Annotated in this window: 24 protein-coding genes; 10 read left to right on the top strand and 14 right to left on the bottom strand. The window is 73.5% G+C overall.

Annotation, left to right across the window (positions count from 1 at the left end; genetic code table 11):
* Positions 1-55: 55 nt before the first annotated feature.
* Entirely contained in the window at positions 56-382 is a 327-nt protein-coding gene (locus ACIRS4_RS25040) for a nuclear transport factor 2 family protein (protein WP_404199942.1), read from the top strand.
* 246 nt (positions 383-628) lie between these two features.
* On the opposite strand, the gene ACIRS4_RS25045 is transcribed toward ACIRS4_RS25040, so the two are convergent.
* From ACIRS4_RS25045 to ACIRS4_RS25055, 3 genes are all read right to left on the bottom strand, one after another.
* A complete protein-coding gene (locus ACIRS4_RS25045; RefSeq protein ID WP_404199945.1) occupies positions 629-1,618 on the bottom strand; it encodes a small ribosomal subunit Rsm22 family protein in 990 nt (329 codons plus the stop codon).
* Between the two features lie 159 nt (positions 1,619-1,777).
* Positions 1,778-2,968, bottom strand: a complete 1,191-nt coding sequence (locus ACIRS4_RS25050; protein ID WP_404199947.1) for a serine hydrolase domain-containing protein — start codon at positions 2,966-2,968, stop codon at positions 1,778-1,780.
* On the bottom strand, positions 2,899-4,275 hold the full coding sequence (locus ACIRS4_RS25055) for a multidrug effflux MFS transporter (RefSeq protein WP_404199950.1): 1,377 nt from the start codon (positions 4,273-4,275) through the stop codon (positions 2,899-2,901). Before ACIRS4_RS25055 ends, ACIRS4_RS25050 begins: the two co-directional genes overlap by 70 nt.
* Positions 4,276-4,358: 83 nt before the next feature.
* On the opposite strand from ACIRS4_RS25055, the gene ACIRS4_RS25060 reads away from it, so the two are divergent.
* The 3 genes from ACIRS4_RS25060 to ACIRS4_RS25070 all read left to right on the top strand — a co-directional run bounded on the left by ACIRS4_RS25060 (position 4,359) and on the right by ACIRS4_RS25070 (position 6,879).
* Positions 4,359-5,357, top strand: a complete 999-nt coding sequence (locus ACIRS4_RS25060) for a Gfo/Idh/MocA family protein (protein ID WP_404199953.1) — start codon at positions 4,359-4,361, stop codon at positions 5,355-5,357.
* A gap of 39 nt (positions 5,358-5,396) precedes the next feature.
* Positions 5,397-6,020 carry a TetR/AcrR family transcriptional regulator gene (locus ACIRS4_RS25065; protein WP_404199956.1) on the top strand — a complete coding sequence of 208 codons (624 nt, stop codon included), beginning with the start codon at positions 5,397-5,399 and terminating at the stop codon, positions 6,018-6,020.
* Between the two features lie 121 nt (positions 6,021-6,141).
* Complete coding sequence (locus ACIRS4_RS25070) at positions 6,142-6,879, top strand: bifunctional DNA primase/polymerase (RefSeq protein ID WP_404199959.1); 738 nt, start codon at positions 6,142-6,144, stop codon at positions 6,877-6,879.
* A 106-nt stretch (positions 6,880-6,985) separates the two neighbouring features.
* Here the strand turns inward: ACIRS4_RS25070 and ACIRS4_RS25075 are convergent, their stop codons facing one another.
* From ACIRS4_RS25075 to efeO, 4 genes are read right to left on the bottom strand one after another with little or no spacing between them, the layout of a single operon-like run.
* Positions 6,986-7,999: a hypothetical protein gene (locus tag ACIRS4_RS25075; RefSeq protein WP_404199961.1), complete on the bottom strand. Its 1,014-nt coding sequence runs from the start codon at positions 7,997-7,999 to the stop codon at positions 6,986-6,988.
* Complete coding sequence (gene efeU / locus ACIRS4_RS25080) at positions 7,947-8,831, bottom strand: iron uptake transporter permease EfeU (protein WP_404199964.1); 885 nt, start codon at positions 8,829-8,831, stop codon at positions 7,947-7,949. The genes ACIRS4_RS25075 and efeU overlap by 53 nt, the downstream gene beginning before the upstream one ends.
* 3 nt (positions 8,832-8,834) lie before the next feature.
* Entirely contained in the window at positions 8,835-10,124 is a 1,290-nt protein-coding gene (efeB, locus tag ACIRS4_RS25085) for an iron uptake transporter deferrochelatase/peroxidase subunit (RefSeq protein WP_404199966.1), read from the bottom strand.
* Between the two features lie 16 nt (positions 10,125-10,140).
* The gene (gene efeO / locus ACIRS4_RS25090; RefSeq protein WP_404199969.1) at positions 10,141-11,280 is read right to left on the bottom strand and encodes an iron uptake system protein EfeO; all 1,140 of its coding nucleotides are present in this window, start codon (positions 11,278-11,280) and stop codon (positions 10,141-10,143) included.
* Positions 11,281-11,550: 270 nt separating this feature from the next.
* Between efeO and ACIRS4_RS25095 the strand changes: the two genes are divergently transcribed.
* Together ACIRS4_RS25095 and ACIRS4_RS25100 are read left to right on the top strand one after the other, a co-directional pair.
* Positions 11,551-12,195, top strand: coding sequence for a PhzF family phenazine biosynthesis protein (locus tag ACIRS4_RS25095; RefSeq protein ID WP_402154495.1), 645 nt, complete (start codon positions 11,551-11,553; stop codon positions 12,193-12,195).
* A gap of 123 nt (positions 12,196-12,318) precedes the next feature.
* Positions 12,319-12,534 carry a hypothetical protein gene (locus tag ACIRS4_RS25100; protein WP_404199973.1) on the top strand — a complete coding sequence of 72 codons (216 nt, stop codon included), beginning with the start codon at positions 12,319-12,321 and terminating at the stop codon, positions 12,532-12,534.
* Between the two features lie 309 nt (positions 12,535-12,843).
* On the opposite strand, the gene ACIRS4_RS25105 is transcribed toward ACIRS4_RS25100, so the two are convergent.
* Positions 12,844-13,491, bottom strand: coding sequence for a heme oxygenase (biliverdin-producing) (locus ACIRS4_RS25105; RefSeq protein WP_404199976.1), 648 nt, complete (start codon positions 13,489-13,491; stop codon positions 12,844-12,846).
* A 161-nt stretch (positions 13,492-13,652) separates the two neighbouring features.
* Positions 13,653-14,510 carry a type I methionyl aminopeptidase gene (map, locus tag ACIRS4_RS25110; RefSeq protein ID WP_404199979.1) on the bottom strand — a complete coding sequence of 286 codons (858 nt, stop codon included), beginning with the start codon at positions 14,508-14,510 and terminating at the stop codon, positions 13,653-13,655.
* 58 nt (positions 14,511-14,568) lie between these two features.
* Between map and ACIRS4_RS25115 the strand changes: the two genes are divergently transcribed.
* Entirely contained in the window at positions 14,569-14,802 is a 234-nt protein-coding gene (locus ACIRS4_RS25115) for a hypothetical protein (protein WP_404199982.1), read from the top strand.
* A 48-nt stretch (positions 14,803-14,850) separates the two neighbouring features.
* On the opposite strand, the gene ACIRS4_RS25120 is transcribed toward ACIRS4_RS25115, so the two are convergent.
* Both ACIRS4_RS25120 and ACIRS4_RS25125 read right to left on the bottom strand, forming a co-directional pair.
* A complete protein-coding gene (locus ACIRS4_RS25120; RefSeq protein ID WP_404199985.1) occupies positions 14,851-16,200 on the bottom strand; it encodes an MFS transporter in 1,350 nt (449 codons plus the stop codon).
* A 49-nt stretch (positions 16,201-16,249) separates the two neighbouring features.
* On the bottom strand, positions 16,250-16,846 hold the full coding sequence (locus ACIRS4_RS25125; RefSeq protein WP_404199988.1) for a hypothetical protein: 597 nt from the start codon (positions 16,844-16,846) through the stop codon (positions 16,250-16,252).
* 125 nt (positions 16,847-16,971) lie between these two features.
* Here ACIRS4_RS25125 and npdG point away from each other — a divergent pair, with 125 nt between their 5' ends.
* Together npdG and ACIRS4_RS25135 are read left to right on the top strand one after the other, a co-directional pair.
* On the top strand, positions 16,972-17,688 hold the full coding sequence (gene npdG, locus ACIRS4_RS25130) for an NADPH-dependent F420 reductase (protein WP_404199991.1): 717 nt from the start codon (positions 16,972-16,974) through the stop codon (positions 17,686-17,688).
* A 129-nt stretch (positions 17,689-17,817) separates the two neighbouring features.
* Positions 17,818-17,997 carry a hypothetical protein gene (locus tag ACIRS4_RS25135; RefSeq protein ID WP_404199994.1) on the top strand — a complete coding sequence of 60 codons (180 nt, stop codon included), beginning with the start codon at positions 17,818-17,820 and terminating at the stop codon, positions 17,995-17,997.
* Here ACIRS4_RS25135 and ACIRS4_RS25140 read toward each other — a convergent pair.
* A complete protein-coding gene (locus ACIRS4_RS25140; RefSeq protein WP_404199997.1) occupies positions 17,987-18,787 on the bottom strand; it encodes a site-2 protease family protein in 801 nt (266 codons plus the stop codon). The genes ACIRS4_RS25135 and ACIRS4_RS25140 overlap by 11 nt on opposite strands.
* Before the next feature lie 229 nt (positions 18,788-19,016).
* On the opposite strand from ACIRS4_RS25140, the gene ACIRS4_RS25145 reads away from it, so the two are divergent.
* Positions 19,017-22,340 (top strand): BTAD domain-containing putative transcriptional regulator, encoded by a 3,324-nt coding sequence (locus ACIRS4_RS25145; RefSeq protein WP_404200000.1) that lies wholly within the window; start codon positions 19,017-19,019, stop codon positions 22,338-22,340.
* Between the two features lie 22 nt (positions 22,341-22,362).
* On the opposite strand, the gene ACIRS4_RS25150 is transcribed toward ACIRS4_RS25145, so the two are convergent.
* Positions 22,363-23,178, bottom strand: a complete 816-nt coding sequence (locus tag ACIRS4_RS25150) for an ABC transporter permease (protein ID WP_404200002.1) — start codon at positions 23,176-23,178, stop codon at positions 22,363-22,365.
* Entirely contained in the window at positions 23,175-24,203 is a 1,029-nt protein-coding gene (locus ACIRS4_RS25155; RefSeq protein ID WP_404200005.1) for an ATP-binding cassette domain-containing protein, read from the bottom strand. Before ACIRS4_RS25155 ends, ACIRS4_RS25150 begins: the two co-directional genes overlap by 4 nt.
* Positions 24,204-24,234 lie beyond the last annotated feature (31 nt).

Raw genomic sequence — 24,234 nt, forward strand, 5'->3', positions numbered from 1 at the left:
GTCGTGGACGCCGTTCGGGTGGCGGGGTGCGGGGGGCGGTGTGAGGGTGACCGGTATGACGATCCAGACCGCGAAACTCCGCGACCCGGCCGTACGGGCCTTCGTCAGCGCCGTCAACTCCCATGACCGGGAGGCCTTCCTGCGCCTCCTCACACCGGACGCGACCATGGCGGACGACGGCTTGGACCGCGACCTCGCCGAGTGGGTCGACCGCGAGATCTTCTCCACCCACGGCCACCTGCGGGTCGACAACGAGTCGAACGGCGGCCGGGCGATCCTCGCCCACTACAGCAACGACACCTGGGGCGAGATGCGGACCGAGTGGCGTTTCGTCGTGGAGGAGGACGGGCGGATCTCCCGGTTCGAGACCGGCCAGGCCTGAGGGGCTCGCAAGGAGCCCCGTCGTACGGCAGCCGTTCCCCGGGGCGGTGTGTTCCTCGCGGCCCGCGCGAGACCCACCCCCAACCCGCGCCGTGGAACGGCTGCCGTCCTCCCCCTTCGGATGCGGTCGACGGGATTCCGGCACTCCGAGTGTGAAGCTTCTATGGAGAGTGGGACGAGCATAAGCCTCCGACCGGTGACTATGGGGCGGAAGTTGTCATTCCGTTTGTGCAGATCGAGTCGGGTGTCAGTCGCGGGGCGGCCAGGCGTCGCCCCAGTCGGCGTCCCGGGCCGCCTTGTACAGGTCGCCGTGCCGCTTCGTCACCGTCGTACGGTCCAGCCGCTCTTCGCTCTCGCACAGGTCCAGAAGCACCTGGCCCTTGCGGATCTGCGGCCGCCGGACCACCCGGGCGGAGGCCGGCGCCACGGGGAGACGGGCGGCGGCGACGTAGCTGAACTTCTCGTCCTCGTACGGCAGTGAGCCGCCCTTGACCTGGCGGTGCAGCGAGGAGCGGCTGACCCGGGCCGAGAAGTGACACCAGTCCGTGCCGGGGGCGATCGGGCAGGCGGAGCTGTGCGGGCAGGGCGCGGCGATCCGGAAACCCGCGGCGATCAGGCGGTCGCGGGCCTCGATGACGCGGGCGTAGCCGTCCGGGGTGCCCGGCTCGACGATGACCACGGCCCGGGCGGCGGCCGCGGCGGCGTCGACGAGGGCGGCGCGGCCGGGGGCGGGCAGCTCGTTGAGCACGTAGGAGACGGTGACCAGGTCGACCGGGTCGAGGGCGAGCGACGCGTCGATGCGGGCGCGCTGCCAGCGGGTGTCGCGGAGGTCGGGATGGGCCGCGGCGATCTCCCGGCCGAGGGCCAGGGCGGGTTCGGCCCAGTCGAGGACGGTGACCGGGCGGGCTCCGGGCCAGGTGGCGGTCGCCGCCCAGGTCGCCGCGCCGGTGCCGCCGCCGACGTCGGTGTGGCCGGCGGGGGCCCACTCGGGCACGGCGTCCGCGAACGCATCCAGCGCGGAGCGGACCGCCTCGTACGTCGCGGGCATGCGGTACGCGGCGTAGGCGGCCACGTCGGCGCGGTCGCGCAGGATGGGGGCGTCGGTGGGGGTGGCGCCGCCGCGGTAGCTGGCGATGAGGCGGTCCACGGCCTGGGCGGCCTGCTTGGGCGGAATCCCGTCGAGCAGGGTGGCGAGGCTGCTGCGCAGGGCTTCCGTGGGGGTAACGGGGGCGTTCACCCGGAAATTCTAAAAGGGGCGCCCCGCCCTCCCTACCGCCCCGACCCGTCACCGCCCCGACCACCCGCCGCCGACCGGCGGTACGACACCCTCACCGCCCTGCCTACCGCCCCGCCCTGCCTACCGCCCCGCCCCTACCGCACCGCCCTGCCCCCCTGCTCACCGCACCGCCCGCCGCAGGCGGGTCCCCGCCCTCGCCCGGGGCGCGCTGTCCGGCGGGCGGCGGCGGGGGTGGACCGTGTTCGCCAGGAGGATCAGGAAAGTGTCCGTCGCCCGGTCCAGGACCAGGGACGTGCCCGTGAAGCCGGTGTGGCCGGCCGCGCCGCGGCCCGCCAGTTCGCCCATGAACCAGGGCTGGTCCACCGCGAAGCCCAGGCCCGGCGGGGCCAGGAGGAGGTCTACGAAGTCCGGGCCGAGGATGCGCGCGGGCCCGTAGGAACCGCCCGACAGCAGGGTGCGGCAGAACACCGCCAGGTCGTCGGCCGTGGAGAAGAGGCCCGCGTGGCCGGCGACCCCGCCGAGGGCCCAGGCGTTCTCGTCGTGCACCTCGCCCCGCAGCATGCCCCGGTCCGCCTTGGCCCAGGGGCGGCGCTGGTCCTCGGTCGCCGCCGCGCCGGGACACGGGCCGAAGCGGGTGGACGTCATCCCCAGCGGGCGGGTGATCCCGTCGCGGACGAGGACGTCGAGCGCGCGGCCGGTGAGCCGCTCCAGGAGCTGCTGGAGGAGCAGCAGATTCACATCGGAGTAGACATGACGGCCGGGCTCGGTGACCGGGGCCTCGGACCGCAGCCGCTCCAGGCGCTCCGTGTCGTCCGCGCAGTCGTACAGCGGCAGCTCGGGGCGCAGCCCGGAGGTGTGGGTGAGGAGCTGGCGGACGGTGAGGCCGTGGGCGGCGGCCGCGCGGAAGTCGGGCAGATAGGCGCCCACCCGGGCGTCGATGCCCAGCGTGCCGCGCTCGATCTGCTGCACCGCCGCGACCGACGTGAAGAGCTTGGTGAGGGAGGCCAGGTCGAAGGGGGTGTCGACGCTCATGGGGACGCGGGCCGCGGCCGGCGCCTCCACACCGGCGTCGGCCTCGGGGTCGAATGCCGTGTACCGGACCGCCCAGCCGGCCGCCTCCCGCACGGCGATCACCGGGCCGCGCCCCGCGACCACGACCGCGCCCGCCGCCCACGGGCGGTCTCCGGCGGTGAGGGCCCTGACCTCGCGGGCGAGCCGGCGCGTCTCCTCGCTGTCGAGCCCGGCACGTTCCGGGGTGTCGACCCGCAGTCTCGGTGTGCTCAGCTGTCCTCCCCGGGCCGCGAGGCCGCCCGCGCGGGCCCGCCGTCCTCGGCCGCCCGGTCCGCCCACGGCCGGCACAGCCCCACGAAGCAGGCCGCCGCCACCAGCGCGGCCGTCAGCTGGACGACGGCCATCGGCACGGCCGTGTCCTCGCCCGCGACGCCGACCAGCGGAGAGGCGATCGCGCCGATGAGGAACGACGACGTGCCGAGCAGCGCGGCGGCGGAGCCCGCGGAGTGCCGCACCCGCATCAGCGCCATCGACTGGGCGTTGGGCAGTGTGACGCCCATCGCCGACATCAGCACGAACAGGGCCGCCGCCACCGGCGTCAGCCCCACCTCGCCGAACACCCCCGTCGACATCAGCAGCAGCGCCGTCGCCGCCAGCACGACGACCGTCAGGCCGACGGCCAGGACACGGTCCAGGCGGACCCGGCCCACCAGCACCTTGCCGTTGAGCTGCCCGACCGCCACCAGCCCGACCGAGTTCACGCCGAACAGCAGGCTGAACGTCTGCGGGGAGGCGCCGTAGATCTCCTGGATCACGAACGGCGACGCCGAGATGTACGCGAACAGCGCGGCGAACGCGAAGCCGCCGGTGAGGAGGTAGCCCGCGAAGCGCCGGTCGGCGAGCAGGCCGCGCATCGCGCGCAGCGCCTCGCCGCCGCCGCCCGAATGGCGTTCCGCGGGCGCCAGCGTCTCCGGGAGCCTCGCCGCGACCAGCGCCGCCAGCCCGACCCCGACGGCGGCCAGGACCACGAACACGCCCCGCCAGTCCGTCACCCGCAGGATCTGACCGCCGATCAGCGGCGCCACCACGGGGGCGACGCCCGAGACCAGCATCAGCGTGGAGAAGAAGCGGGCCATCGCCACACCGTCGTACAGGTCGCGCACCACCGCCCGCGCGATCACTATCCCGGCGGCGCCCGCCAGCCCCTGCGCCAGCCGGAAGGCGACCAGCGCCTCCACGGTGGGCGCCAGCGCGCACAGGACCGTCGCCACGACGTACACGGCCAGGCCCGCGAGCAGCGGACGGCGGCGGCCCCAGCGGTCGCTCATCGGACCGACCACCAGCTGCCCGAACGCCATCCCGGCCAGACAGGCGGTCAGGGTGAGCTGCACGGTCGCCGCCGGCGCGTGCAGGGAGCGGGTGACCTCCGGGAGCGAGGGGAGGTACATGTCCATCGCCAGCGGGGGAGTGGCGGTCAGCCCGCCGAGGATCAGCGTCACGAGCAGCCCGGTCCGGCGGCGCGCGCGCAGCGCCCCTTCCGCGGCCCCCTGGTCCGCTTCCGCGCGCCCCGCCGTCGTGTCCCGTCCGCCGTCCTCCACCGGCCCGCGCCGTGCCGCGTCCGGCGCCGGCGCCCCGCCCTCGGGCATGTGACCCCTCCCTCTCCGACATCCGAGCCACCTATGCTCTCAGCTCGGACGAACTGCTGGGACGGCACACGAGGGCGGGCGGGATGACGTGGGACACAGTGCGGTGGGGGATCCTCGCGACCGGCGGGATCGCCGCCGCGTTCACGGCGGACCTGATCGACCTGCCGGACGCGGAGGTCGTCGCGGTCGCCTCCCGCACCGAGACCGCCGCGAAGGCCTTCGCCGAACGCTTCGGCATACCCCGCGCCTACGGTGACTGGGCCGCGCTCGCGGACGACGAGGACGTCGACGTCGTCTACGTCGCCACCCCGCACGCCGCGCACCGGACCGCCGCCGGGCTCTGTCTGGAGGCCGGCCGCGGGGTGCTGTGCGAGAAGCCGTTCACGCTGAACGTGCGCGAGGCGGGCGAACTCGTCGACCTCGCCCGCGACCGAGGGCGCTTCCTCATGGAAGCCATGTGGATGTACTGCAACCCGCTGATCCGCCGGCTGAAGGCGCTGGTCGAGGACGGCGCGATCGGCGAGGTGCGCACCGTGCAGGCCGACTTCGGGCTCGAAGGGCCCTTCCCGCCCTCGCACCGGCTGCGCGACCCCGCCCAGGGCGGCGGCGCCCTGCTCGACCTCGGCGTCTACCCGGTCTCCTTCGCCCACCTGCTGCTCGGCGAACCCGACGGCGTCGCCGCGCAGTCCGTCGTCTCCGCCGAGGGCGTCGACCTCCAGACCGCGGCCGCCCTGTCCTGGGACTCGGGCGCGCTGGCCGCCCTGCACTGCTCCGTCGTCGGCGGTACTGGCACCTCCGCCTCCGTGACCGGCTCGCGCGGCCGGATCGACATCCCGTCCGGCTTCTTCCACCCCGACCACTTCGTCCTGCACCGCGCCGGCCGCGACCCCGAGAAGTTCGCCGCCGACCCGGCCGACGGACCCCGCTCGACCATGCGGCACGAGGCCCTCGAAGTCATGCGCGCGGTGCGCGCCGGCGAGACGGAGTCCCCGCTCGTCCCGCTGGACGGCACGCTCGCCGTGATGCGCACCCTGGACTCCGTACGGGACCGGATCGGCGTCCGCTACCCCGGCGAGAGCTGACCGAGACGCCGCGTCTCACCACCTTGGTACGGTCGACCCATGGTCACCCAGTCCGGAAAGCCGGCCCCCGACACCGCCCGGCGCAGCGAGAGGTCCCGCCGCGCGATCTACGACGCGGCACTCGGCCTCGTCGCGGAGGCCGGCTACCCGAAGACCACCGTCGAGGGCATCGCCGCCCGGGCCGGCGTCGGCAAGCAGACGATCTACCGCTGGTGGGGATCGAAGGCCGACGTCCTGCTGGAGGCGTTCCTCGACCTGTCCGAGCAGGCCGCGGCGGACGCCGGACAGGTGCCCTACGTCATCCCGGACACCGGCGATCTCGCCGCCGACCTGAAGCTGGTGCTGCGTCTCACCGTCGACCAGATGGCCGACGCCCGGTTCGACGCCCCCTCCCGCGCCCTGGCCGCCGAGGGCCTCGTCAACGAGCAGCTCGGCCGCGAGTTCGTCGCCAAGCTGCTCGAACCGCAGCTCCAGCTCTACGTCACCCGCCTGCGTTCCGCGCAGCACGCCGGTCAGGTGCGCGCCGACGTCGACCCGCGCATCGCCCTGGAGCTGTTCGTCTCCCCGCTCGCCCAGCGCTGGCTCCAGCACACGGGCCCCATCACCCACGAGTACACCGACACCCTCGTCGACTACGCGCTGTTCGGCCTCGCCCCGCGCTGACTCCCCGCCCCATCCGCACCGCTCGTCCCACCTGCCCCGATTCGGCGCTCCCGACCCCCGATGCGCAGGAAGATGCGACCATGAGGCATGCTGTCCGCACCACAGCGAGGCAAGGGGATAGATGAGCGCGGAGTTCGGTGGCCGAAGCGGCCGGCAGGGCAAACTCTCCCAGTGGCTGCGCGGACGCCGCCCGAAGGAAGCCGCCGACGAGGGCGGCCGTGAGGCCCTGCTGCTCGCCGCCGCCGGAGCGGGACTGCCCCTCGCGCCCGCCGCCCACCCGGTCTCCGGCTACCGCTGCTCGTGCGACCGGGTCGGCTGTCCCACCCCCGGCCGGCACCCCGTCTCCTTCGCCTGGCAGACGCAGGCGACCACCGACCGCGCCCAGATCGAGCGTTGGGCCGGCCACCAGCCGCAGGCCAACTTCATCACCGCGACCGGTATGACGCACGACGTGCTGGACGTGCCCCTGGAAGCCGGACGCGAGGCCCTCGACCGGCTGCTCGGCTCCGGCGTCGAGGTCGGCCCGGTCGCCGTCGGCGACGACGGCCGCATGCTCTTCTTCGCCCTCACCCGCGGCACCCCCGAGGACGAGGACGAGTGGTGGCCGTGCGCGCTGGACTGCCACCCCGAGACCATGGACGAACACCCCGGCCTGCGCTGGCACTGCCGCGGCTCCTACGTCCTCGTCCCGCCCGCCCGGCTCCCCGGGGACGACGGCCAGTCCGTCCGCTGGCTGCGGGGCCCCGAACACCCCCTCCCCGACCCCCTGACCCTCCTGGAGCCCCTCACGGACGCGTGCGCGAGGCACGTGGGCGACGATGCGGACCAGGCGACAGCGGCCTGGCCCCCCCGCCACTGACCACGCAGGGCGCGGACACCCACCCAGGAGCGCGAGGCTGTGACCATGTGCGGCTCCGCCGCGTGGGCGCGACCGGCCCCCACCGGCCCGCACCGGACGACGAGACCTACTCGCCCTTCGCCGCCGTCAGCCCCTCGAGCCGGCTCAGCAACGACACGCCTTTGCCCCCGGCGGGCCCACCCCGCACGACGGCCGCCTCGTTCGCCACGAACTCCATGGTCAGCGCACGAGACACCTCTCCCGTCGTCAGCGCCCGCACGTTCTGGTTGGGCGCCGGTACCGACGTCCCCGCCGCGGCCGTCTGCTTCACGTAGTGGTGCGTGGCGAAGAACACCAGCGCCCCGCCGTCCGCCGTGCGCAGCGCCAGCGGCGCGTAGTCCCCGTCGGTGAGCGGCTCGTCGATGTACTGCGTGACCAGGCCCGGCCTGATCGAGTTCTTCGCCCGAGCGGAGCGCAGCTCGCTCGTGTACGGGCCGTCGGCGAACGTGGTCCCGCCGCTCCGCAGGTACGCGGTGTAGTCCTTGCTCAACTCGCCGGGAACGCGGGACAGTCCACGCGATCCGGCCGGAACGGCCTGCGCCCAGCCGTCCTTGTCCTTCGCGAACGCGGGCATTGCGCCCGGGGCCACCAGCGTCAGGTACGCCGCCTCCCACGGGTCCGACAGCGCGTCCCGGGTGAACACCAGCACCCAGCGCGCGTCGCCGCCCTTGTTGGCCTTCGCGTCGGCGACGAACCACCGAGGCCAGCCCGCCTTCTTGACGATCGTGTACTTGACGTCCGTCAGCGTCAGCGGGGTGTGCCGCGGGTTGCCGCCCGGGTTGTTGGCCCGGCCCGCCTTCAGCCGCGCGGCGTCGATCGCGCCGAGCGCGCCCGTGGTGTGACCGGCGTCGAGGGAACCGTCGTACGCCGCGTCGGCCTTGTTGTACGCGGTCGTGAACTCCTGGAGCGCCTCGGCCGCTTCGGCCCGGGACACGGCGGGGAGCACCTCGCGCTCCCCGTGGACCACCACGCAGCCGCTCGCCGTCAGAGAGACGACGGTGAGCGTGGCGGCGACGGTTGCCTTCCGGTCACGCCCGAGGAGCCGTGGACGGCCGGTCGTCAGGCTGCGTTCCCTGGTCATCAGGTGCCTTCACCTTCCCCTTCCCGGAGGCGAACCCTACCGGGGCGAGGAACAGGGCGAGCGTCGGGACCAGGTAGAGCAGCCACACCGTGACCTGGAGGACCGTCGGATCGGGCTGGAAGTTGAACACGCCCTTCAGCAGCGTCCCGTACCAGCTGTCCGGCGGGATCGTGCCGCTGACGTCGAAGGCCTTGTCCGTCAGGCCCGGCAGCCAGTCGGCCTCCTGGAGGTCGTGCAAGCCGTACGCCAGCACGCCCGCCGCGACGACGACCAGCATGCCCCCCGTCCAGGTGAAGAACTTCGCCAGGTTGATCCGCAGCGCGCCCCGGTAGAACAGCCACCCGAGCGCGACGGCCGTCGCGATGCCGAGGATCACGCCGATCAGCGGGCGCGGGGTGCCGTCCCCGGCCGCGTGCACCGACGCCCACACGAACAGGGCGGTCTCCAGGCCCTCCCGGCCGACGGCGAGGAACGCGGTGGCGACCAGCGCGCCCGTGCCCATGGCGAGGGCCGCGTCCAGCTTGCCGTGCAGCTCGGTCCTCAGATGCCGGGCGGTGCGCCGCATCCAGAACACCATCCACGTCACCAGGCCGACCGCGATGATCGACAGGGAGCCGCCGAGCGCCTCCTGCGCCTCGAACGTCAGCTCCTGGGAGCCGAATTCGAGCGCGGAGCCGAAGCCCAGCGCGAGCAGCACCGCGACGGCGATGCCTGCCCACACCGGCTTCAGCGCGTCCCGGCGGCCGGTCTTGACCAGGTAGGCGATGAGGATGCAGACGACGAGAGACGCCTCCAGGCCCTCGCGCAGTCCGATCAGGTAGTTGGAGAACACCGGCTACGCACCCTTCCCGCTGCCGTCGAACAGGGCCCGGCCCCACCAGTCGTCCGCGTCCCGGACGCCGGGCGGTACGGCGAAGACCGCCGAACCCACGTGCCGGATGTACTCGTTGAGCGCGTCGGTCGCCAGGTTGCGCTGGACGGGGATGAACCCCTTGCGCACGTCCCGCTGGTAGGCGAGGAAGAACAGGCCCGCGTCGAGGCGGCCGAGGCCGTCGGAGCCGTCGGTGAAGGAGTAGCCGCGGCGCAGGATCGTCACCCCGCTGTTGGAGTCGGGGTGCGCGAGCCGCACGTGCGCGTCCGGTTTCATCGCCTTCAGGAACGGCTCGTCCCGCTCCTTGGCCTTGCCGACGGGTGCGCCCTCGCCCTTGTCCCGGCCGAAGATGTCCTCCTGCTCCTGCAGCGAGGTGCGGTCCCAGGTCTCGATGTGCATACGGATCCGGCGGGCGACCAGATACGAACCGCCCTTCATCCACGCGGAGTCGGCGTCGACGTCCTTGTCCCCGACCCAGACGAACTTCTCCAGCCGGTCCGTCTCGGTGCCGGCGATGTTGCGGGTGCCGTCCTTGAAGCCCATCAGGTTGCGCGGGGTCTGCGCATCGGGCGTCGTGGAGGAGGTCTTGCCGAAGCCGAGCTGCGACCAGCGGATCACGACCTTGCCCATGCCGATCCGGGCCAGGTTGCGGATCGCGTGCACCGCGACCTGCGGATCGTCCGCGCAGGCCTGCACGCACAGGTCGCCGCCGCTGCGGGCGGCGTCCAGGTTGTCGCCGGCGAACTGCGGCAGGTCCACCAGCGCCTCGGGCCGCCGCGAGGCCAGGCCGAACCGGGTGAACAGGGACGGCCCGAAGCCGACGGTCAGCGTCAGCCGGGACGGCTTCAGCCCGAGCGCCTCCCCGGTGTCGTCCGGCGGCGCCTCGGGCAGCCCGCCGTACGCGCCCTCCCCGACGGCCTTCCCGGCCGTCATCAGCCGGGCCGCCTCGGTCCAGTCCTTCAGCAGCTGGACGAACGCGGCGCGGTCGTCGGTCTTGACGTCGAACGCGGCGAAGTGCAGCCGGTCCTGCACCGGCGTGGCGATGCCCGCCTGGTACGGGCCGTGGAAGGCGACGGCCGCGCCCGCCGAGGCGGCCGGCTCGGCGTCGTCGCCGGTGCGGGCCATCGCGGCCGCGCCGCCGGCCGCGGCTGCCCCGATCGCGAGCCCCGCCCCGCCCCAGCCGATCACCGCGCGCCGGGTGGGCGAGGGGGTGGCGGTGACGTCGGTGTCCTTGGTGTCTTCGCTGTCCGTCATGACCGTCGCCCTCCGCTCACTTCGCCGTGGCGGCGGCGAGCTTCGACAGCGGCTCCGCGAGTGAGTTCACGCCGTCCGACAGCTCCTTGCGCCCCGCCGCGTCGACCTTGTCGTACGAGGTGAAGTCGTACGCGTTCTTGTCCGCGCGGTACTTGTCCAGCAGCGCGTTCAGCGCGGCGAACTGCTTGTCCAGCTCGGTGACCAGCGCCGCGTCGTTCTCCCGGACCACGGGCTTGAGCAGCTCGTACGACTGCTGCGCGCCCTCCACGTTGGCCTTGAAGTCGACCAGGTCGGTGTGCGAGTAGCGCTCCTCCTCGCCGGTGACCTTGCCGGTGGCGACCTCGTCGAGCAGTTCCTTGGCGCCGTTGGCCATGGACGTCGGCGTGATCTCCGCCTTGCCGACCCGCTGCTGCCAGTCCTTCAGGTCGGTGACCAGCTGACCGGCGAGCGCCTTCTCCTCGGCGCCGATCTTCTTGTCCTGCCAGAGCGCCTTCTCCAGCCGGTGCCAGCCCGTCCACTTCTGGCCGGCCTCCAGGCCGTCCGCGCGGACGTCGACCTTGGGGTCGATGTCGCCGAAGGACTCCGCGACCGGCTCGGTGCGCTCCCAGCCGATGCGGGAGGACGCGTAGGCCTTCTTCGCCGCCTCCACGTCCCCGGCCTTGACCGCGGCGGCGAACGCCTCCGCCTTGGGCAGTGTCTCGTCGGCCTGCTGCTGCGCGTAGGCGCGGTAGGAGGCCACGGCCTTGTCCAGACGCGGGTCGCGCTTCGCCGCCGCGCCCTCTCCGGTGACCTTGAGGGCCTGGCGGATGCCGTCGCCCTTCATGCCCGGCTTGCAGGCGATCTCGTAGTCGCCGGCCTTCACCTCGGCGGTGACGCGCTGCTTGGTGCCGGGGCCGATGTTCTCGCGCTCGGTCACCACCCGGTCGTCGGGGAAGAGGACGTAGACCTCGGTGACCTTGGAGCCCTTGTTCTCGATGGCCAGCTCGACGTGCCCGGCCGCGATCTCCTTCTTGGAGATCTCGCACTTGTCGTCGGAGGCGGTCACGCTGATCACGCGGTCGCCGTCGGAGGAGCCGCTCTTCTGTGTGCAGCCCACTGCGGTCAGGGCCACCGCGGCGGCGGTGGCGGTGACGACGGAGAGTCTGACGGCGTGCATGAAGGCTCCCAGGGTGGCCGAAGAACAGCGTGACGGCGCGCTCAGCGCATAGTGAGGCTCGCCTAACTTAGCTGCCCCTTATCTACCCAGTACCTGCCCGTGCCGTGATTCAGCTCTCATAGACGCTGTAAGAGCACGAGACGATCACGATGGGCAAAAACGGACACCATGGGAAGGTCAAAGAAGGTTCAAGGGTCGGCGAGCGGTCGTGCGCCTCCGTCCGCGGCTTCTCGCTCGTGGTCACGGCGTCCGCGATGCTTCAATGCCCGCGTGACTGATTACGACGTGCTCCGCGTCTTCTGCGCGCCCAACGGCGGATACGGCAACGAACTCGGCGTCGTCCGCGACGGTTCCCGGGTGCCCGAGCGGAGCGACCGGCAGGACATCGCGGCCAAACTCGGCTTCAGCGAGACCGTGTTCGTGGACGATCCCGAGCGTGGGGTCGTCGACATCTACACCCCCACCCTGCGCCTGCCCTTCGCCGGCCACCCCTGTGTCGGCACCGCCTGGCTGCTCGACGTGCCCGAACTCGTCACCCCCGCCGGGACGGTGGGCGTCCGACTGGACGGGGAGTTCAGCTGGATCGAGGCCCGCGCGGAGTGGGCCCCGCCGCGCACCCTGCGCCAGTACGCCACCGCCGCCGAGGTGGACGACCTGCCGGTGCCGCCCCCCGGCGAGTGGATCTACGCCTGGGCGTGGGAGGACGAGCCGGCCGGGCGGATCCGCGCCCGCGGCTTCCCAGGCCGCGACGACGGCATCGAGGAGGACGAGGCGACGGGCGCGGCGGCGCTGCTCCTCACCGACCGCCTGGGCCGGGCGCTGAACATCACCCAGGGCGCGGGCTCCCAGATCCTCACCGCCCCGCAGCCGTTCGGCTGGGTGGAGATCGGCGGCAGGGTGCTGCTGGAGCGCTGAATGGTACGCAGGACGCGGGCGTCCGGCGTGTTCTGGGGGGCCGTACGGGTGGTGGCGCGTGTGCGCGGGGTGACGAGCGGTTACCTCTGGGCGTGACCACACCGCCTCCGTGAGAGGAGCACCATGCGTATCCGCTCTGCCCTGGCCGCCGCCGCCCTCGGGATCGCCCTGGCCGCCACCGGTGCGACGAGCGCCGTCGCCGACGAGCAGCCGCACCACGACAGGCCGGGGCACCACTTCGCCGGGGACCACGAGGTGTGCAGCCCCTACATCGGCTTCGTCGACACGGCCGCCAGTGACATCTTCTGGGCCGGCGCGCACTGCGACAGCGGCCGCTGACCCGACGCCGACACGGCGCCGGGCCCCCTTCCGTCTCGGGAGGGAGGCCCGGCCCCCGGCCTCCGGCCCCCGGCCCCCGGCCTCCGGCCCCCGGCCCCCGGCCTCCGGCCCCCGGCCTCCGGCCCCCGGCCTCCGGCCCCCGGCCTCCGGCCCCCGGCCTCCGGCCCCCGGCCTCCGGCCCCCGGCCCCCGGCCTCCGGCCTCCGGCCTCCGGCTCCCGGCTCCCGGCTCCCGGCTCCCGGCTCCCGGCTCCCGGCCTCCGGCCTCCGGCCCCCGGCCCCCGGCCCCCGCGGCCCGTGCGCGGGCCTGGTCAGGCCGACAGCGGGAACTCCTCGCCCAGCGCCCGGAACACCGCGGTGTTCAGCGCGAACGCGTTCCCGCACTCCGCCACGACCCGCTGCTTCTCCAGGTCGTCGGCGCGCACCGCGTCCAGCAGTTCCCGGTACCCGCGCTTGAACGCGGCCGGGTTGCCTATCTCCTCGAAGACGTAGAAGCGGACGCCGTCGCCCTTCCTCTCGAAGCCCCAGGCCTTCTCGGCCCGGTCGCGGATGATCTGCCCGCCGGAGAGGTCGCCGAGGTAGCGGGTGTAGTGGTGGGCGACGTACCCGGCCGGCCAGCGCTCGGCGCACTCGCGCACCCGCTCCGCGTACGCCCGGGTCGCCGGCAGCGCGGACACGCCGGCCCGCCAGTCGGGGCCGCGCAGATGCGCCAGGTCCCGCTCCAGCGCCGCGCGCCGGAACAGCTCCGGCCGGATGAACGCCCCGGCCACCGGATCCGACGCCAGCCGCCCGGCCTCCGCCTCCAACGCCTCGTAGACGAACCACAGCTGCTCGGTGTACCGCGTGTACGCGTCGACGGCGAGGCGCCCGCCGAGCAGGTCGCTCATGAACGTGGAGGTCTCCGCCTCCACGTGCTGCTCGTGGGACGCGGCGCGGATGACGGTCGAGAAGGAGTCCATGGACCGGGATTCTCTGTGGTGGGGTCACCTGATTCAACGGGTGCCGACTCTCTGTCGGCAAGTTTACCGACAGTCCGTCGGCAAGGCCTGCCGGGTCGCGGAGGCCCCGGTACGGCGAAAGCCCGCCCTCGCGAGGAGAGCGGGCTCGTGAGCGGGAGCTCCTACGGCAGCGTGAGGATGTCCGCGCCCGACTCCGTCACCACCAGGGTGTGCTCGAACTGCGCCGTCCGCTTGCGGTCCTTCGTCACGACCGTCCAGCCGTCGTCCCACATGTCGTACTCGTGCGTGCCCAGCGTCAGCATCGGCTCGATGGTGAACGTCATCCCGGGGCGCATCACGGTCGTCGCGTGCGGACTGTCGTAGTGCGGGATCACCAGCCCGGAGTGGAAGGACGAGTTGATGCCGTGACCGGTGAAGTCCCGCACCACCCCGTACCCGAACCGCTTCGCGTACGACTCGATGACCCGCCCGATCACGTTGATCTGCCGGCCCGGCCGGACCGCCTTGATCGCCCGGGTGAGCGACTCCCTGGTCCGCTCCACCAGCAGCCGGCTCTCGTCGTCGACGTCCCCGACCAGGTAGGTCGCGTTGTTGTCGCCGTGCACCCCGCCGATGTACGCCGTGACGTCCAGGTTGACGATGTCGCCGTCGCGCAGCACCGTCGAGTCCGGGATGCCGTGGCAGATCACCTCGTTGACCGACGTGCACAGCGACTTGGGGAACCCGCGGTAGCCGAGCGTGGAGGGGTAGGCCCCGTGGTCGCACATGTAGTCGTGCGCCACCCTGTCCAGCTCGTCGGTCGTCACTCCCGGCGCGATCAGCTTCGCCGCCTCCGCCATCGCCCGCGCGGCGATCCGGCCGGCGACGCGCATCGCCTCGATCGTCTCGGGGGTCTGCACCTCCGACCCGGTGTAAGGAGTGGGCGCCGGTTTGCCGACGTACTCGGGACGGCGGATGTTTCCGGGCACGGAACGGACGGGGGACAGCTCCCCGGGCACGAGCAGCGACTGGCTGGACATGCCGGCGAGTCTAACGAGCCGCCGTGGGGGAACATGACGGTGGCGAGAGGAGCTGGTCATGCCCCTGTTCAAGAAGCGCACCACCGGCAAGCCCGGCGAGTGGTTCTACTGCATGGAGCACAAGAAGGTCGAGGAGGGCCCGGACTGCCCGGGCAAGGACCGTTTCGGTCCGTACGCCACACGCGGAGAGGCGGAACACGCGATGGAGACCGCCCGTGAGCGCAACCTCCAGTGGGAGAACGACCCCAAGTGGCACGACGCCCCCACGGGCGGCGCCACGGACGACGACTGACCCCGGCCGTGGGGCCCGGCCCGGCCTTCCGGTCGGGCCCCCGCAGCGTCAGCTCCCCACCGCGGGCGCCGAGCCCTCCCGGCTCTCGCGCCGCTGCTCGCGCAGCCGGACCGCGTGCTCGTTCGTCCGCGCGTCGTAGCGCATCAGGCCCGGCAGGCACAGGGCCAGCAGGCCCACCGCGCCCACGCAGAGCAGCCCGCCCGACCACACGGACGCCCGCACCCCGAGCAGGCCGGCGAACCCGCCCGCGCGCACCTGCCCGAGCTGCGGACCCACCGAGTACGACAGCAGCTCGATCCCGGCGAGCCGGCCGCGCAGGGAGTCCGGGATCGTCTGGTTCCACATGGCCGCCCGGAAGACGCCGCTCACCATGTCGCAGGCCCCGGCGACGACCAGGCACAGCAACACCAGCCACACGTTCCGGGTGAGACCGGCCCCGGCGATCGCCACCCCCCACAGCGCGGCCGAGACCGCGACCATCCGCCCGTGCCGGTGGATCCGCGAGGTCCAGCCGCTGGTCAGACTCACCAGCAGCGCCCCCGCCGGCACACTCGCGTACATCAGGCCCAGCGCCCACTCGGCGTCCAGCTCGTCCGCGAGGAACGGCAGCACCGCGAGCGGCATCGCCAGGAACATCGCCGCCAGGTCGACGGCGTACGTGCCGAGCAGCTCCTTGCGGTTCCAGGCGTACCGCGCGCCCTCCGCGATCGCCCGCAGCAAGGGTGTGGCCGCCTCGTGGGCGGCGGGTGAGGCGGCGATCCCCACCGTGAGGGCCACCGAGACGGCGAACGTCGCGAAGTCCGCCGCGTACGCCCAGCCGAGCCCCGCGTAGGCGACGACCACGCCCGCCACGGCCGGGCCGGCCACCCCGCCGACCGTCCAGCGCAACGCGTTCAGCGAGGCCGCCGCGGGCAGGTGCTCGTGCGCCACGATCCGCGGCCACAGCGAGTCCAGCGCCGGCCGTTGAACCGACACCAGCGCCGAGGACAGCGCCGCGACGACGTACAGGGGCCACACCGCGGGCGTCGGCAGCAGCACGTTCAGCAGCAGCACCGCCGACAGCAGGCCCTGGCCGGCCTCCGTCCACAAAATCAGCTTCCGCTTGTCCCAGGCGTCCGCGAGCGCGCCGCCGTACAGCCCGAACACCACCAGCGGCACCAGCTCCACGGCCCCGATCGCGCCGACCGCCGCGGCGGACCCGGTCAGCTCCTTCAGCTGCACGGGCAGCGCGACGAAGGTGAGGAAGCTGCCGAAGTTCGACACCAGCCCGGCCGCCCACAGCCGCCGGAAGTCACGCGAGGCCCGCCACGGGGCGAGGTCCGGAAGCAGCGCCCGCAGACCGGAGGGCGGGGCGTCGGCGGCGGGGGGAGGGGCGGTGGTGGGGGAGTCGTCGGTCACGAGGGGCCATGGTCGGCATGAGGCGGCCCCACGGCAACCGCTTTTCCGCTCACCACAGGGGCGGTGGCGGCGCCGTCAGGTGTTCCGCCAGCTGGGACAGACGGTCGCGGAAGCGCCGGCGGGATCCCTTCGGGGGCATCGTCTCCCCGGCCGCCGCGCTCACCAGGTGCTGCACGGTGTCCAGGTCCAGCTCCGAGCCTTCCGGCACCGCCAGCGCCTCGTGCGCCAGCGCCGTCAGCTCCCGCCCGCCCGGACCGAGGGCGAGGACCGTCACCCCGGCCCGGCGGGCGTCGGACACCCGCTCCAGCAGCGGCGCGTCCTCCTCCGGCGCCGCCACCAGCAGCGTCTCGCCCCGCCGCGCCGCCTCGATCCGGCCGAGGCCCACCGCAAGGTGCGCGGGATCGGAGGGACGCGCGCCGTGGCGTACCAGTGTGGGCGCCAGTTCCGGCGTCCCCGACCATGCCGCCTCGTCCACCAGATGCGCGGCCAGATGCCACGGCTCGTGCTCCTCGGCGCCCACGAGCAGCAGCCCGCCCCCGTGCGCGAGCACCGAGCCCCGCAGCACCGCGCCGAACCTGCGGGTGGCCCCCAGCCACTCCGTCCCGGCGAGCACCTCACGCAGCAACGCGACTCGTACGGCGTCCATGCGCCGGCATCCTGCCGCACCGGATACGGCCCGGCGCGGGATTCGCCCGGGATTCCCCCGACCGGGGAACCCGCCCGCCGCGACCCCGCCCGACGGGGCCGCCCCGGCGCACGTAAAGTCGGCCCATGACCTCTAGCGACAGCGCACAGAACGCCCCCGCGAAGGCCCCCGCCAGGGACCCGTGGGACCTCCCCGACGTCTCCGGGCTCGTGGTCGGCGTGCTCGGCGGGACCGGGCCGCAGGGCAAGGGCCTCGCCTACCGGCTCGCCAAGGCCGGCCAGAAGGTGATCATCGGCTCACGTGCCGCGGACCGCGCGCAGGCCGCCGCGGAGGAACTCGGCCACGGCGTCGAAGGGGCCGACAACGCCGAGACCGCCCGCCGCAGCGACATCGTGATCGTCGCCGTGCCGTGGGACGGCCACGGCAAGACCCTGGAGTCCCTGCGCGAGGAACTCGCGGGCAAGCTCGTCGTGGACTGCGTCAACCCGCTCGGCTTCGACAAGAAGGGCGCCTACGCGCTGAAGCCCGAGGAGGGCAGCGCCGCCGAGCAGGCCGCCGCCCTGCTGCCCGGCTCCCGCGTCGCCGCCGCCTTCCACCATCTGTCGGCCGTCCTCCTCCAGGACCCCGCGATCGACGAGATCGACACCGATGTGATGGTGCTGGGCGAGGAGCGCGCCGACGTCGAGATCGTGCAGGCGCTGGCCGGCCGCATCCCCGGCATGCGCGGCGTCTTCGCCGGCCGGCTGCGCAACGCCCACCAGGTGGAGGCGCTGGTCGCCAACCTGATCTCCGTCAACCGCCGGTACAAGGCGCACGCCGGGCTCCGCGTCACCGACGTGTGAGCCTGAGGGAGCGATGGGGGACACTGGTCGTCGTGACAGACCGGTGCCCCCGACGAGTCCGGACGAGTTCCGGCGAGTCCCCCGGGCCCCGGCCCCCCGACGGACGTATCCGGCAGGAGAACAGCCCCCATGCCCCGCCTCGCTCTCTACTCCCTCGCCGTGTGCGTCCTCGCCGTCGCCGCGGCCGTGGTCTCCTTCGTCCAGGGCAGCTGGCTGGGCGTCGTGTGGGTGCTGCTGGCCGGCCTCACGTCCAACATGACCTGGTACTACATCCGGCGCGAGCGGATTCGCCGGTCCGTCAGGGGCTGACCGAGCAGAAGTCCGGCGTGCTCTGCCAGAAGCGGTAGAGGGTCTGACCGCAGTACGTCTCGAGGTCCCCGATGCCGAGGCCGCGCAGCGCCGCGTCGACCACGCCGAAGAACGCGGAGTTCACCGCCGGCAGCCACAGCAGCGCGAACACGAACAGCAGTCCGAACGGCGCGAACGGCTCCACCTGGCGCTTCACCCCGTACGGCAGCCAGGGCTCCAGGACGCCGTAGCCGTCCAGGCCCGGCACCGGCAGGAAGTTCAGGATCGCCGCGGTGACCTGGAGCAGGGCCAGGAACGCGAGCGCGTAGCGGAAGTCCGCCGGCACGCCGTCCAGCGCGTCCAGCCAGAACGGCGCGGTGCACACGGCGGCGAACAGCACGTTCGTCAACGGCCCCGCCGCCGAGATCAGACTGTGCCGCCACCGCCCCCTGATCCGCCCCCGCTCGATGAACACGGCGCCGCCGGGCAACCCGATCCCGCCCATGATCACGAACAGCACGGGCAGGACGATGCTGAGCAGGGCGTGGGTGTACTTCAGCGGATTGAGCGTCAGATACCCCTTGGCCCCGACGCTGATGTCCCCCGAGTGCAGGGCGGTGCGGGCGTGCGCGTACTCGTGCAGGCACAGGGAGACGATCCAGGCGGCCGTCACGAACAGGAACACGGCCACACCGGGCTGCGCGGCGAACCCGGTCCAGGTGGCCCACCCCGTGACCGCGGTGACGGCCGCGATCCCGACGAAGACGGGACTGATCCGCCGGTCACTGCGACGACTGAGGGCGGTGGTCATGAGGACAGGACTCCTGAGGTCGGACATCGGGTGTGCGGGTCGACGGTACCGGTGGTGTGGGTGAAACGTCCCGGGGGCGACCCGGGGTTCCTGAAGACGCGGGCCGTGAGCGGCAGGTCGCGAGTCGGCGGACGCGGATCGCGCGCCGGTCATGCGGAGCGGATCAGTCCGTAACGGCGGGGCCCGGGGGCGGAAACCCGGGGGCGTCGGTGGTGCGTCGCCGGAGAGAATGGACCCCGTGCGCTACCGCATCCTCGGAACGACTCAGGCCATCCGTCCCGACGGCACTCCCGTCGCCGTCGGCGGTGCGCGGCTGCGCGCGCTGCTCACCGTCCTCGCGTTGCGCGCCGGGCGGACCGTGCCCGCCGGGCTGCTGGTGGAGGAGGTGTGGTCCGGGGACCCGCCCGCCGACGCGCCGGGCGCGCTGCAGGCGCTGGTCGGACGGCTGCGCCGGGTCCTCGGCGCGGAGGCGGTCGCCTCGGCGGAGGGCGGCTACCGGCTCGCCGCCGGCCCCGACGCCGTCGACCTGCACCGTTTCGAGCGGCTGACCGGCGACGGGCTGAGCGCCCTCGCCGACGGCGACCCCGCCAAGGCGGCCGTCCTCCTCGACGACGCCCTCGCCCTGTGGCGCGACCCGGCCCTCGCCGACCTGCCCGACCGCACCTCCGAGGCCGCCCGGCGGGAGGCCCGCCGCCTCGACGCCGTCCGCGGCCGCCACACCGCCGCCCTCGCCCTCGGCCACGGCGGGCAGTCGCTGCCCGAACTGAGCGCGCTGTGCGACGAACACCCCCTGGACGAGCCGCTCCAGGCGCTGCGCCTGCGGGCCCTGCGCGCCGCCGGCCGCACCGCCGAGGCCCTCGTCGCCTACGACGGCATACGCCGGCTCCTGGCCGACCGCCTCGGCTCCGACCCCGGCCCCGAACTGCGCTCCGTGCACGCCGAGTTGCTCGTCTCCGGTGAGCCGCCGCCCTCCGTGGAGCCCGCCCCGGCTCCCGTCCGGGCGCCTGCTCCCGCCCCCGCCCCGGGCAACCTCCGCGCGCGGCTCACCTCCTTCGTCGGGCGGGAGGGAGACATCGAGGTCATCCGCGCCGACCTCGCCGGCGCGCGGCTCGTCACGCTGCTCGGGCCCGGCGGGGCCGGCAAGACCCGGCTGTCGCAGGAGGCCGCCGAGGCCGTGCGCGGCGGCCTGGCCGACGGGGTGTGGCTGGCCGAACTGGCGCCCGTCGCCGACCCGGACGCCGTGCCGCAGGCCGTCCTCACCGCCCTGGGAGCGCGCGAGACCGTGCTGTACGGCGCCGGCGCCGAGGAGATGCGCGCGGTCGCCGAGCGGCACGACGACCCCGTGGAGCGGCTGATCGAGCACTGCGCCCGGCGCCGCATGCTGATCGTCCTCGACAACTGCGAGCACGTCGTGGGGGCCGCCGCCCGTCTCGCCGAGGAACTCCTCGCGCACTGCCCGAACTTGACGATCCTGGCCACCAGCCGTGAACCCCTCGGCGTGCCCGGCGAGGCGCTGCGCCCCGTCGACCCGCTGCCGGAGCCGGCCGCGCTGCGACTGCTCGCCGACCGGGGCGCCGCCGCCAGCCCCGGCTTCCGCGTCGACGCCGACGACGAGACCGCCGCGGCCTGCGCCGAGATCTGCCGCCGTCTGGACGGCCTGCCCCTCGCCATCGAACTGGCCGCCGCCCGGCTGCGGATGCTGACCGCCCGCCAGATCGCCGACCGCCTCGACGACCGGTTCCGGCTCCTCACCTCGGGCAGCCGCACCGTCCTGCCCCGTCAGCAGACCCTGCGCGCCGTCGTCGACTGGTCCTGGGACCTGCTCGACGAGGACGAACGCGAAGTCCTGTGCAGGCTCTCGGTGTTCGCCCGCGGCTGCGACCTCGCCGCCGCCGAGGCCGTCTGCGGCCCCGCCGCCCTCGACGCGCTCGGCTCCCTGGTCGACAAGTCGCTGGTCGTGGCCGCCCCGGCCGCCGACGGCACGATGCGCTACCGGCTCCTGGAGACCGTCGCCGAGTACGCAGGCGAACGCCTCGACGAGTCCGGCGACCGCAGCGCCGCCGAACGCGCGCATCTCACCTACTACCGCGAACTCGCCCGCACCACCGAACCGTTGATGCGCGGTCCCCGGCAGCGCGCCGCCATCGACCGGTTCCAGCTGGAGTACGAGAACCTGCGCACCGCGCTGCGCCGGGCCGTCGCCGCCCGCGACGAGCAGGAGGCGCTCTGCCTCGCCCTGTCCCTCACGGGCTACTGGCAGATGCGCGATCTGCGGATCGAGGCCCGCGCCTGGTGCGAGGAGGTCATGGCCCTCGGCCCCGACCCCTTCACCGAGCCCGTCCGCCACGCCGCCCCCGTGTGGAAGCCCTGCACCGACGCCCCGCCGCCGATGACCGGCGAGGTCCTGGCCGAGGCCCGGCGCGGCGTCCACCTGGCCCATCTCGCCTGCATGGACACGGACCTGGCGGCCTGGGAAAGTCCCGAGGCCCAGACGAAGCTGCGGGTCATCGCCGAGGCCTACCGGCCCGGTCTCCCGCAGACCTGCCGTGTGCCGGGCATGCTCTGGTTCTACGCCGTGATGCTCAGCGGCGACGCGGACCGCGTCCGCGTGATCATCGACGCCAACGTCCGCACCTGCCGTGAGAGCCCCGGATACGAGTGGGAGCTCGCCGCCTGCCTCCAGATGCGCGCCAACGTCCTGGCCAACCGCTCGGACTGGGCCGGCGACGCGCTGGCCGACGCCGACGAGGCACTGGAGATCTTCCGTCGCGTCGGCGACGCCTGGGGCATCGGCGAGGCCCTCTCCGCGCGCGCTGAGGCCCATGAACGGCTGGGCCGCTACCTGGAGGCCGCCGCACTCTACGAGGAGGCCATGGAGCAGGCCGAACGGCTCGGCGCCCGAGCTCAGTTCTCCGTCCTGTCGGCCCGGCTGGGCGCCGCGCTGCTGGAGGCCGGCGAGCCCGAGCGGGGCGAGCGGATCCTGCGCGGCGTGCTGGACGAAGTGGGCGGCACGCACACCGAGGCGATGCCGTTCAGCCACATCGTGCTCGCCGCCTGGACCAGCATCACCGGCCGCGTCGCGGAGGCCCGCGAGCACATCCGCAGCCTGCGCGAGGACTTCGCCATCGCCCACTTCGTGGTCTTCGACACGTTCATCCTCAGCCAGGAGGCCTGGCTGGACGCCCTGGAGGGCTGCCACGCGGAGTCCCGGGAGAAGATCCGGCGCGGGGTGGAGCTGGCCATGACCCCGCTGGCGCGGGCCATGTCCCCGCACGTCCTTGCGGTGTTCCTGAACGTCGCCGCCCTGGCCCTCGCCGAAGGCGGCCGGGAGGGCGACGGGGACGCAGCCGACGCCGGGGCGCGTGACGGCGCCCGCTGCCTCGGGGCCGCCGACGCGATGCTGCCCCCCGGTCATCTGCGCACCGCCGCGGAGCGCGTCGCCCGCGAACGCGCCGAGGCCGCCGTACGCGCCGCGCTCTCCGCCGAGGAGTACACGGCCGCCTACGACGAGGGCGGCGCCCTCACCGGAGAGGAGGCCGCCGCCCTGGTCTGAACGCCTCACCGGAGGGCTCCGGTCAGTTCTTCGTGCGGAACTTGTGGATGGCGACGGGAGCCGCCACCGCGGTGATCGCCACCGACCAGGCCAGGGTCACCCACAGGTCGTGCGCGACCGGGCCGCCGACCATCAGCCCACGGGCTGCGTCGGCCAGCGTGGACAGCGGGTTGTAGTCGGTGAAGGCCTGGAGCCAGCCCGGCATCGACTGCGTCGGCGCGAAGATCGACGAGCCGAACTGGAGCGGGAACAGCACCAGGAAGCCCATCGCCTGCACGGACTGCGCGTTCTTGAGGATCACGCCCAGGGTGAGGAACACCCACATGATCGACGAGGCGAACACCGTGGACAGGCCCACGGCCGCGAACAGGCCGGGCCAGCTGCGGATGTCGAAGCCGACCAGCACCGCGACGACCATCAGCACGGACGTGGCGAACAGCATCCGCAGCAGCTCGACGGAGATCTTCGCGAACAGCACCGAGCCGCGCCCGATCGGCAGCGACCGGAACCGGTCCATGACGCCGGAGTTGAAGTCCTGGCTGAAGCCGGTCCCGACGCCCTGCGACAACGTCATGCTCATCATCGCGATCATGCCGGGGATCACGTACTGCACGTACCCGTCCTGACCGCCGCCCAGGGCCTGCCCGATCGAGCCGCCGAAGACGTACACGAACAGCAGGGTGAAGACGACCGGCATGAGCACCGCGTCGAACATCGACTCCGGGTCCTGCCGGATCCACAGCAGGTTGCGGCGGACGAGGGCGCCGGTGTGGCGCAGATGGCCGCGCAGCGTGATCCGCGCGTCGGCGGCCGGCGGGGTGAGGGTGGCGGAGCTCATACGGCGACCTCTTCGCGGTTGTCGGCGGGCACGGTGTCCTGCGGGGCGCCGGCGCGGTGGCCGGTGAGGGACAGGAACACCTCGTCCAGACTGGGGAGTTCGGTGGTGACGGAGGAGAGCGTGATGCCGCGCGCGGTGACCGCGCCGATCACGGCGGTGAGCTGCTCGTCGCTGAGGATCGGCACCAGCACCGAGCCGCGCTCGGCGTCGACGGTCGTGCCGGCGAGCCCGGTGACGCCCAGGTCGTCGATCCAGCTCGCGAGCGGCCTCAGCTGCGCCGGATCGGCCGGGCGGACCCGCAGGGTGCGGCCGCCGACCTTGGCCTTCAGCTCCTCGATGCCGCCGCCCGCGATGACCTTGCCCCGGTCGACCACGGTCAGTTCGGTGGCGAGCTGCTCGGCCTCCTCCATGTACTGGGTGGTCAGCAGCACGGTCACGCCGTCGCCGACCATGCGCTTGACCTCGTCCCACACCTCGTTGCGGGTGCGCGGGTCCAGACCGGTGGTCGGCTCGTCGAGGTAGAGCACCGCGGGGCGGCCGATCATCGACGCGGCCAGGTCCAGGCGGCGGCGCATGCCCCCGGAGTACGTGCTCGCGGGGCGCTTGGCGGCCTCGGTGAGGGAGAACCGCTCCAGGAGTTCGTCGGCGCGGGCGCGGGCCTCCTTGCGGGGCAGGTCCAGCAGGCGGCCGATCATGTACAGGTTCTCCCAGCCCGGGAGCTTCTCGTCGACCGAGGCGTACTGGCCGGTCAGACCGATGACCCTGCGCAGCTGGCGGGGCTGGCGGACGACGTCGTAGCCGGCGACGGTGGCCTGCCCGGCGTCGGGCGTGATGAGGGTGGAGAGGATACGGACGAGGGTGGTCTTGCCGGCGCCGTTGGGGCCGAGCACCCCCATCACGGTGCCCTCCCGGACGTCGAGGTCCACCCCGTCCAGGGCCTTGGTCTCGCCGTAGTGCTTGACCAGGCCCCGGACGGTGACGGCGGTCCCCGTGGCGGCGTGGGGGTTCTTGTCGGTTCGCGTCATGGGAACGACGGTGCCGCCTCCCACCGACAGC

The sequence above is a fragment of the Streptomyces sp. NPDC101166 genome (assembly GCF_044768125.1).
Taxonomy (GTDB): Bacteria; Actinomycetota; Actinomycetes; order Streptomycetales; family Streptomycetaceae; genus Streptomyces.

Bases quoted from the DNA above. Each gene is read 5' to 3' on its own strand.
- ACIRS4_RS25040 (WP_404199942.1), top strand. From the start codon at position 56: ATGACGATCCAGACCGCGAAACTCCGCGACCCGGCCGTACGGGCCTTC.
- ACIRS4_RS25055 (WP_404199950.1), bottom strand. From the start codon at position 4,275: ATGCCCGAGGGCGGGGCGCCGGCGCCGGACGCGGCACGGCGCGGGCCG.
- ACIRS4_RS25060 (WP_404199953.1), top strand. From the start codon at position 4,359: ATGACGTGGGACACAGTGCGGTGGGGGATCCTCGCGACCGGCGGGATC.
- ACIRS4_RS25065 (WP_404199956.1), top strand. From the start codon at position 5,397: ATGGTCACCCAGTCCGGAAAGCCGGCCCCCGACACCGCCCGGCGCAGC.
- ACIRS4_RS25070 (WP_404199959.1), top strand. From the start codon at position 6,142: ATGAGCGCGGAGTTCGGTGGCCGAAGCGGCCGGCAGGGCAAACTCTCC.
- ACIRS4_RS25075 (WP_404199961.1), bottom strand. From the start codon at position 7,999: ATGACCAGGGAACGCAGCCTGACGACCGGCCGTCCACGGCTCCTCGGG.
- efeB (WP_404199966.1), bottom strand. From the start codon at position 10,124: ATGACGGACAGCGAAGACACCAAGGACACCGACGTCACCGCCACCCCC.
- efeO (WP_404199969.1), bottom strand. From the start codon at position 11,280: ATGCACGCCGTCAGACTCTCCGTCGTCACCGCCACCGCCGCCGCGGTG.
- ACIRS4_RS25100 (WP_404199973.1), top strand. From the start codon at position 12,319: ATGCGTATCCGCTCTGCCCTGGCCGCCGCCGCCCTCGGGATCGCCCTG.
- ACIRS4_RS25105 (WP_404199976.1), bottom strand. From the start codon at position 13,491: ATGGACTCCTTCTCGACCGTCATCCGCGCCGCGTCCCACGAGCAGCAC.
- map (WP_404199979.1), bottom strand. From the start codon at position 14,510: ATGTCCAGCCAGTCGCTGCTCGTGCCCGGGGAGCTGTCCCCCGTCCGT.
- ACIRS4_RS25115 (WP_404199982.1), top strand. From the start codon at position 14,569: ATGCCCCTGTTCAAGAAGCGCACCACCGGCAAGCCCGGCGAGTGGTTC.
- ACIRS4_RS25125 (WP_404199988.1), bottom strand. From the start codon at position 16,846: ATGGACGCCGTACGAGTCGCGTTGCTGCGTGAGGTGCTCGCCGGGACG.
- npdG (WP_404199991.1), top strand. From the start codon at position 16,972: ATGACCTCTAGCGACAGCGCACAGAACGCCCCCGCGAAGGCCCCCGCC.
- ACIRS4_RS25135 (WP_404199994.1), top strand. From the start codon at position 17,818: ATGCCCCGCCTCGCTCTCTACTCCCTCGCCGTGTGCGTCCTCGCCGTC.
- ACIRS4_RS25140 (WP_404199997.1), bottom strand. From the start codon at position 18,787: ATGACCACCGCCCTCAGTCGTCGCAGTGACCGGCGGATCAGTCCCGTC.
- ACIRS4_RS25145 (WP_404200000.1), top strand. From the start codon at position 19,017: ATGGACCCCGTGCGCTACCGCATCCTCGGAACGACTCAGGCCATCCGT.
- ACIRS4_RS25150 (WP_404200002.1), bottom strand. From the start codon at position 23,178: ATGAGCTCCGCCACCCTCACCCCGCCGGCCGCCGACGCGCGGATCACG.
- ACIRS4_RS25155 (WP_404200005.1), bottom strand. From the start codon at position 24,203: ATGACGCGAACCGACAAGAACCCCCACGCCGCCACGGGGACCGCCGTC.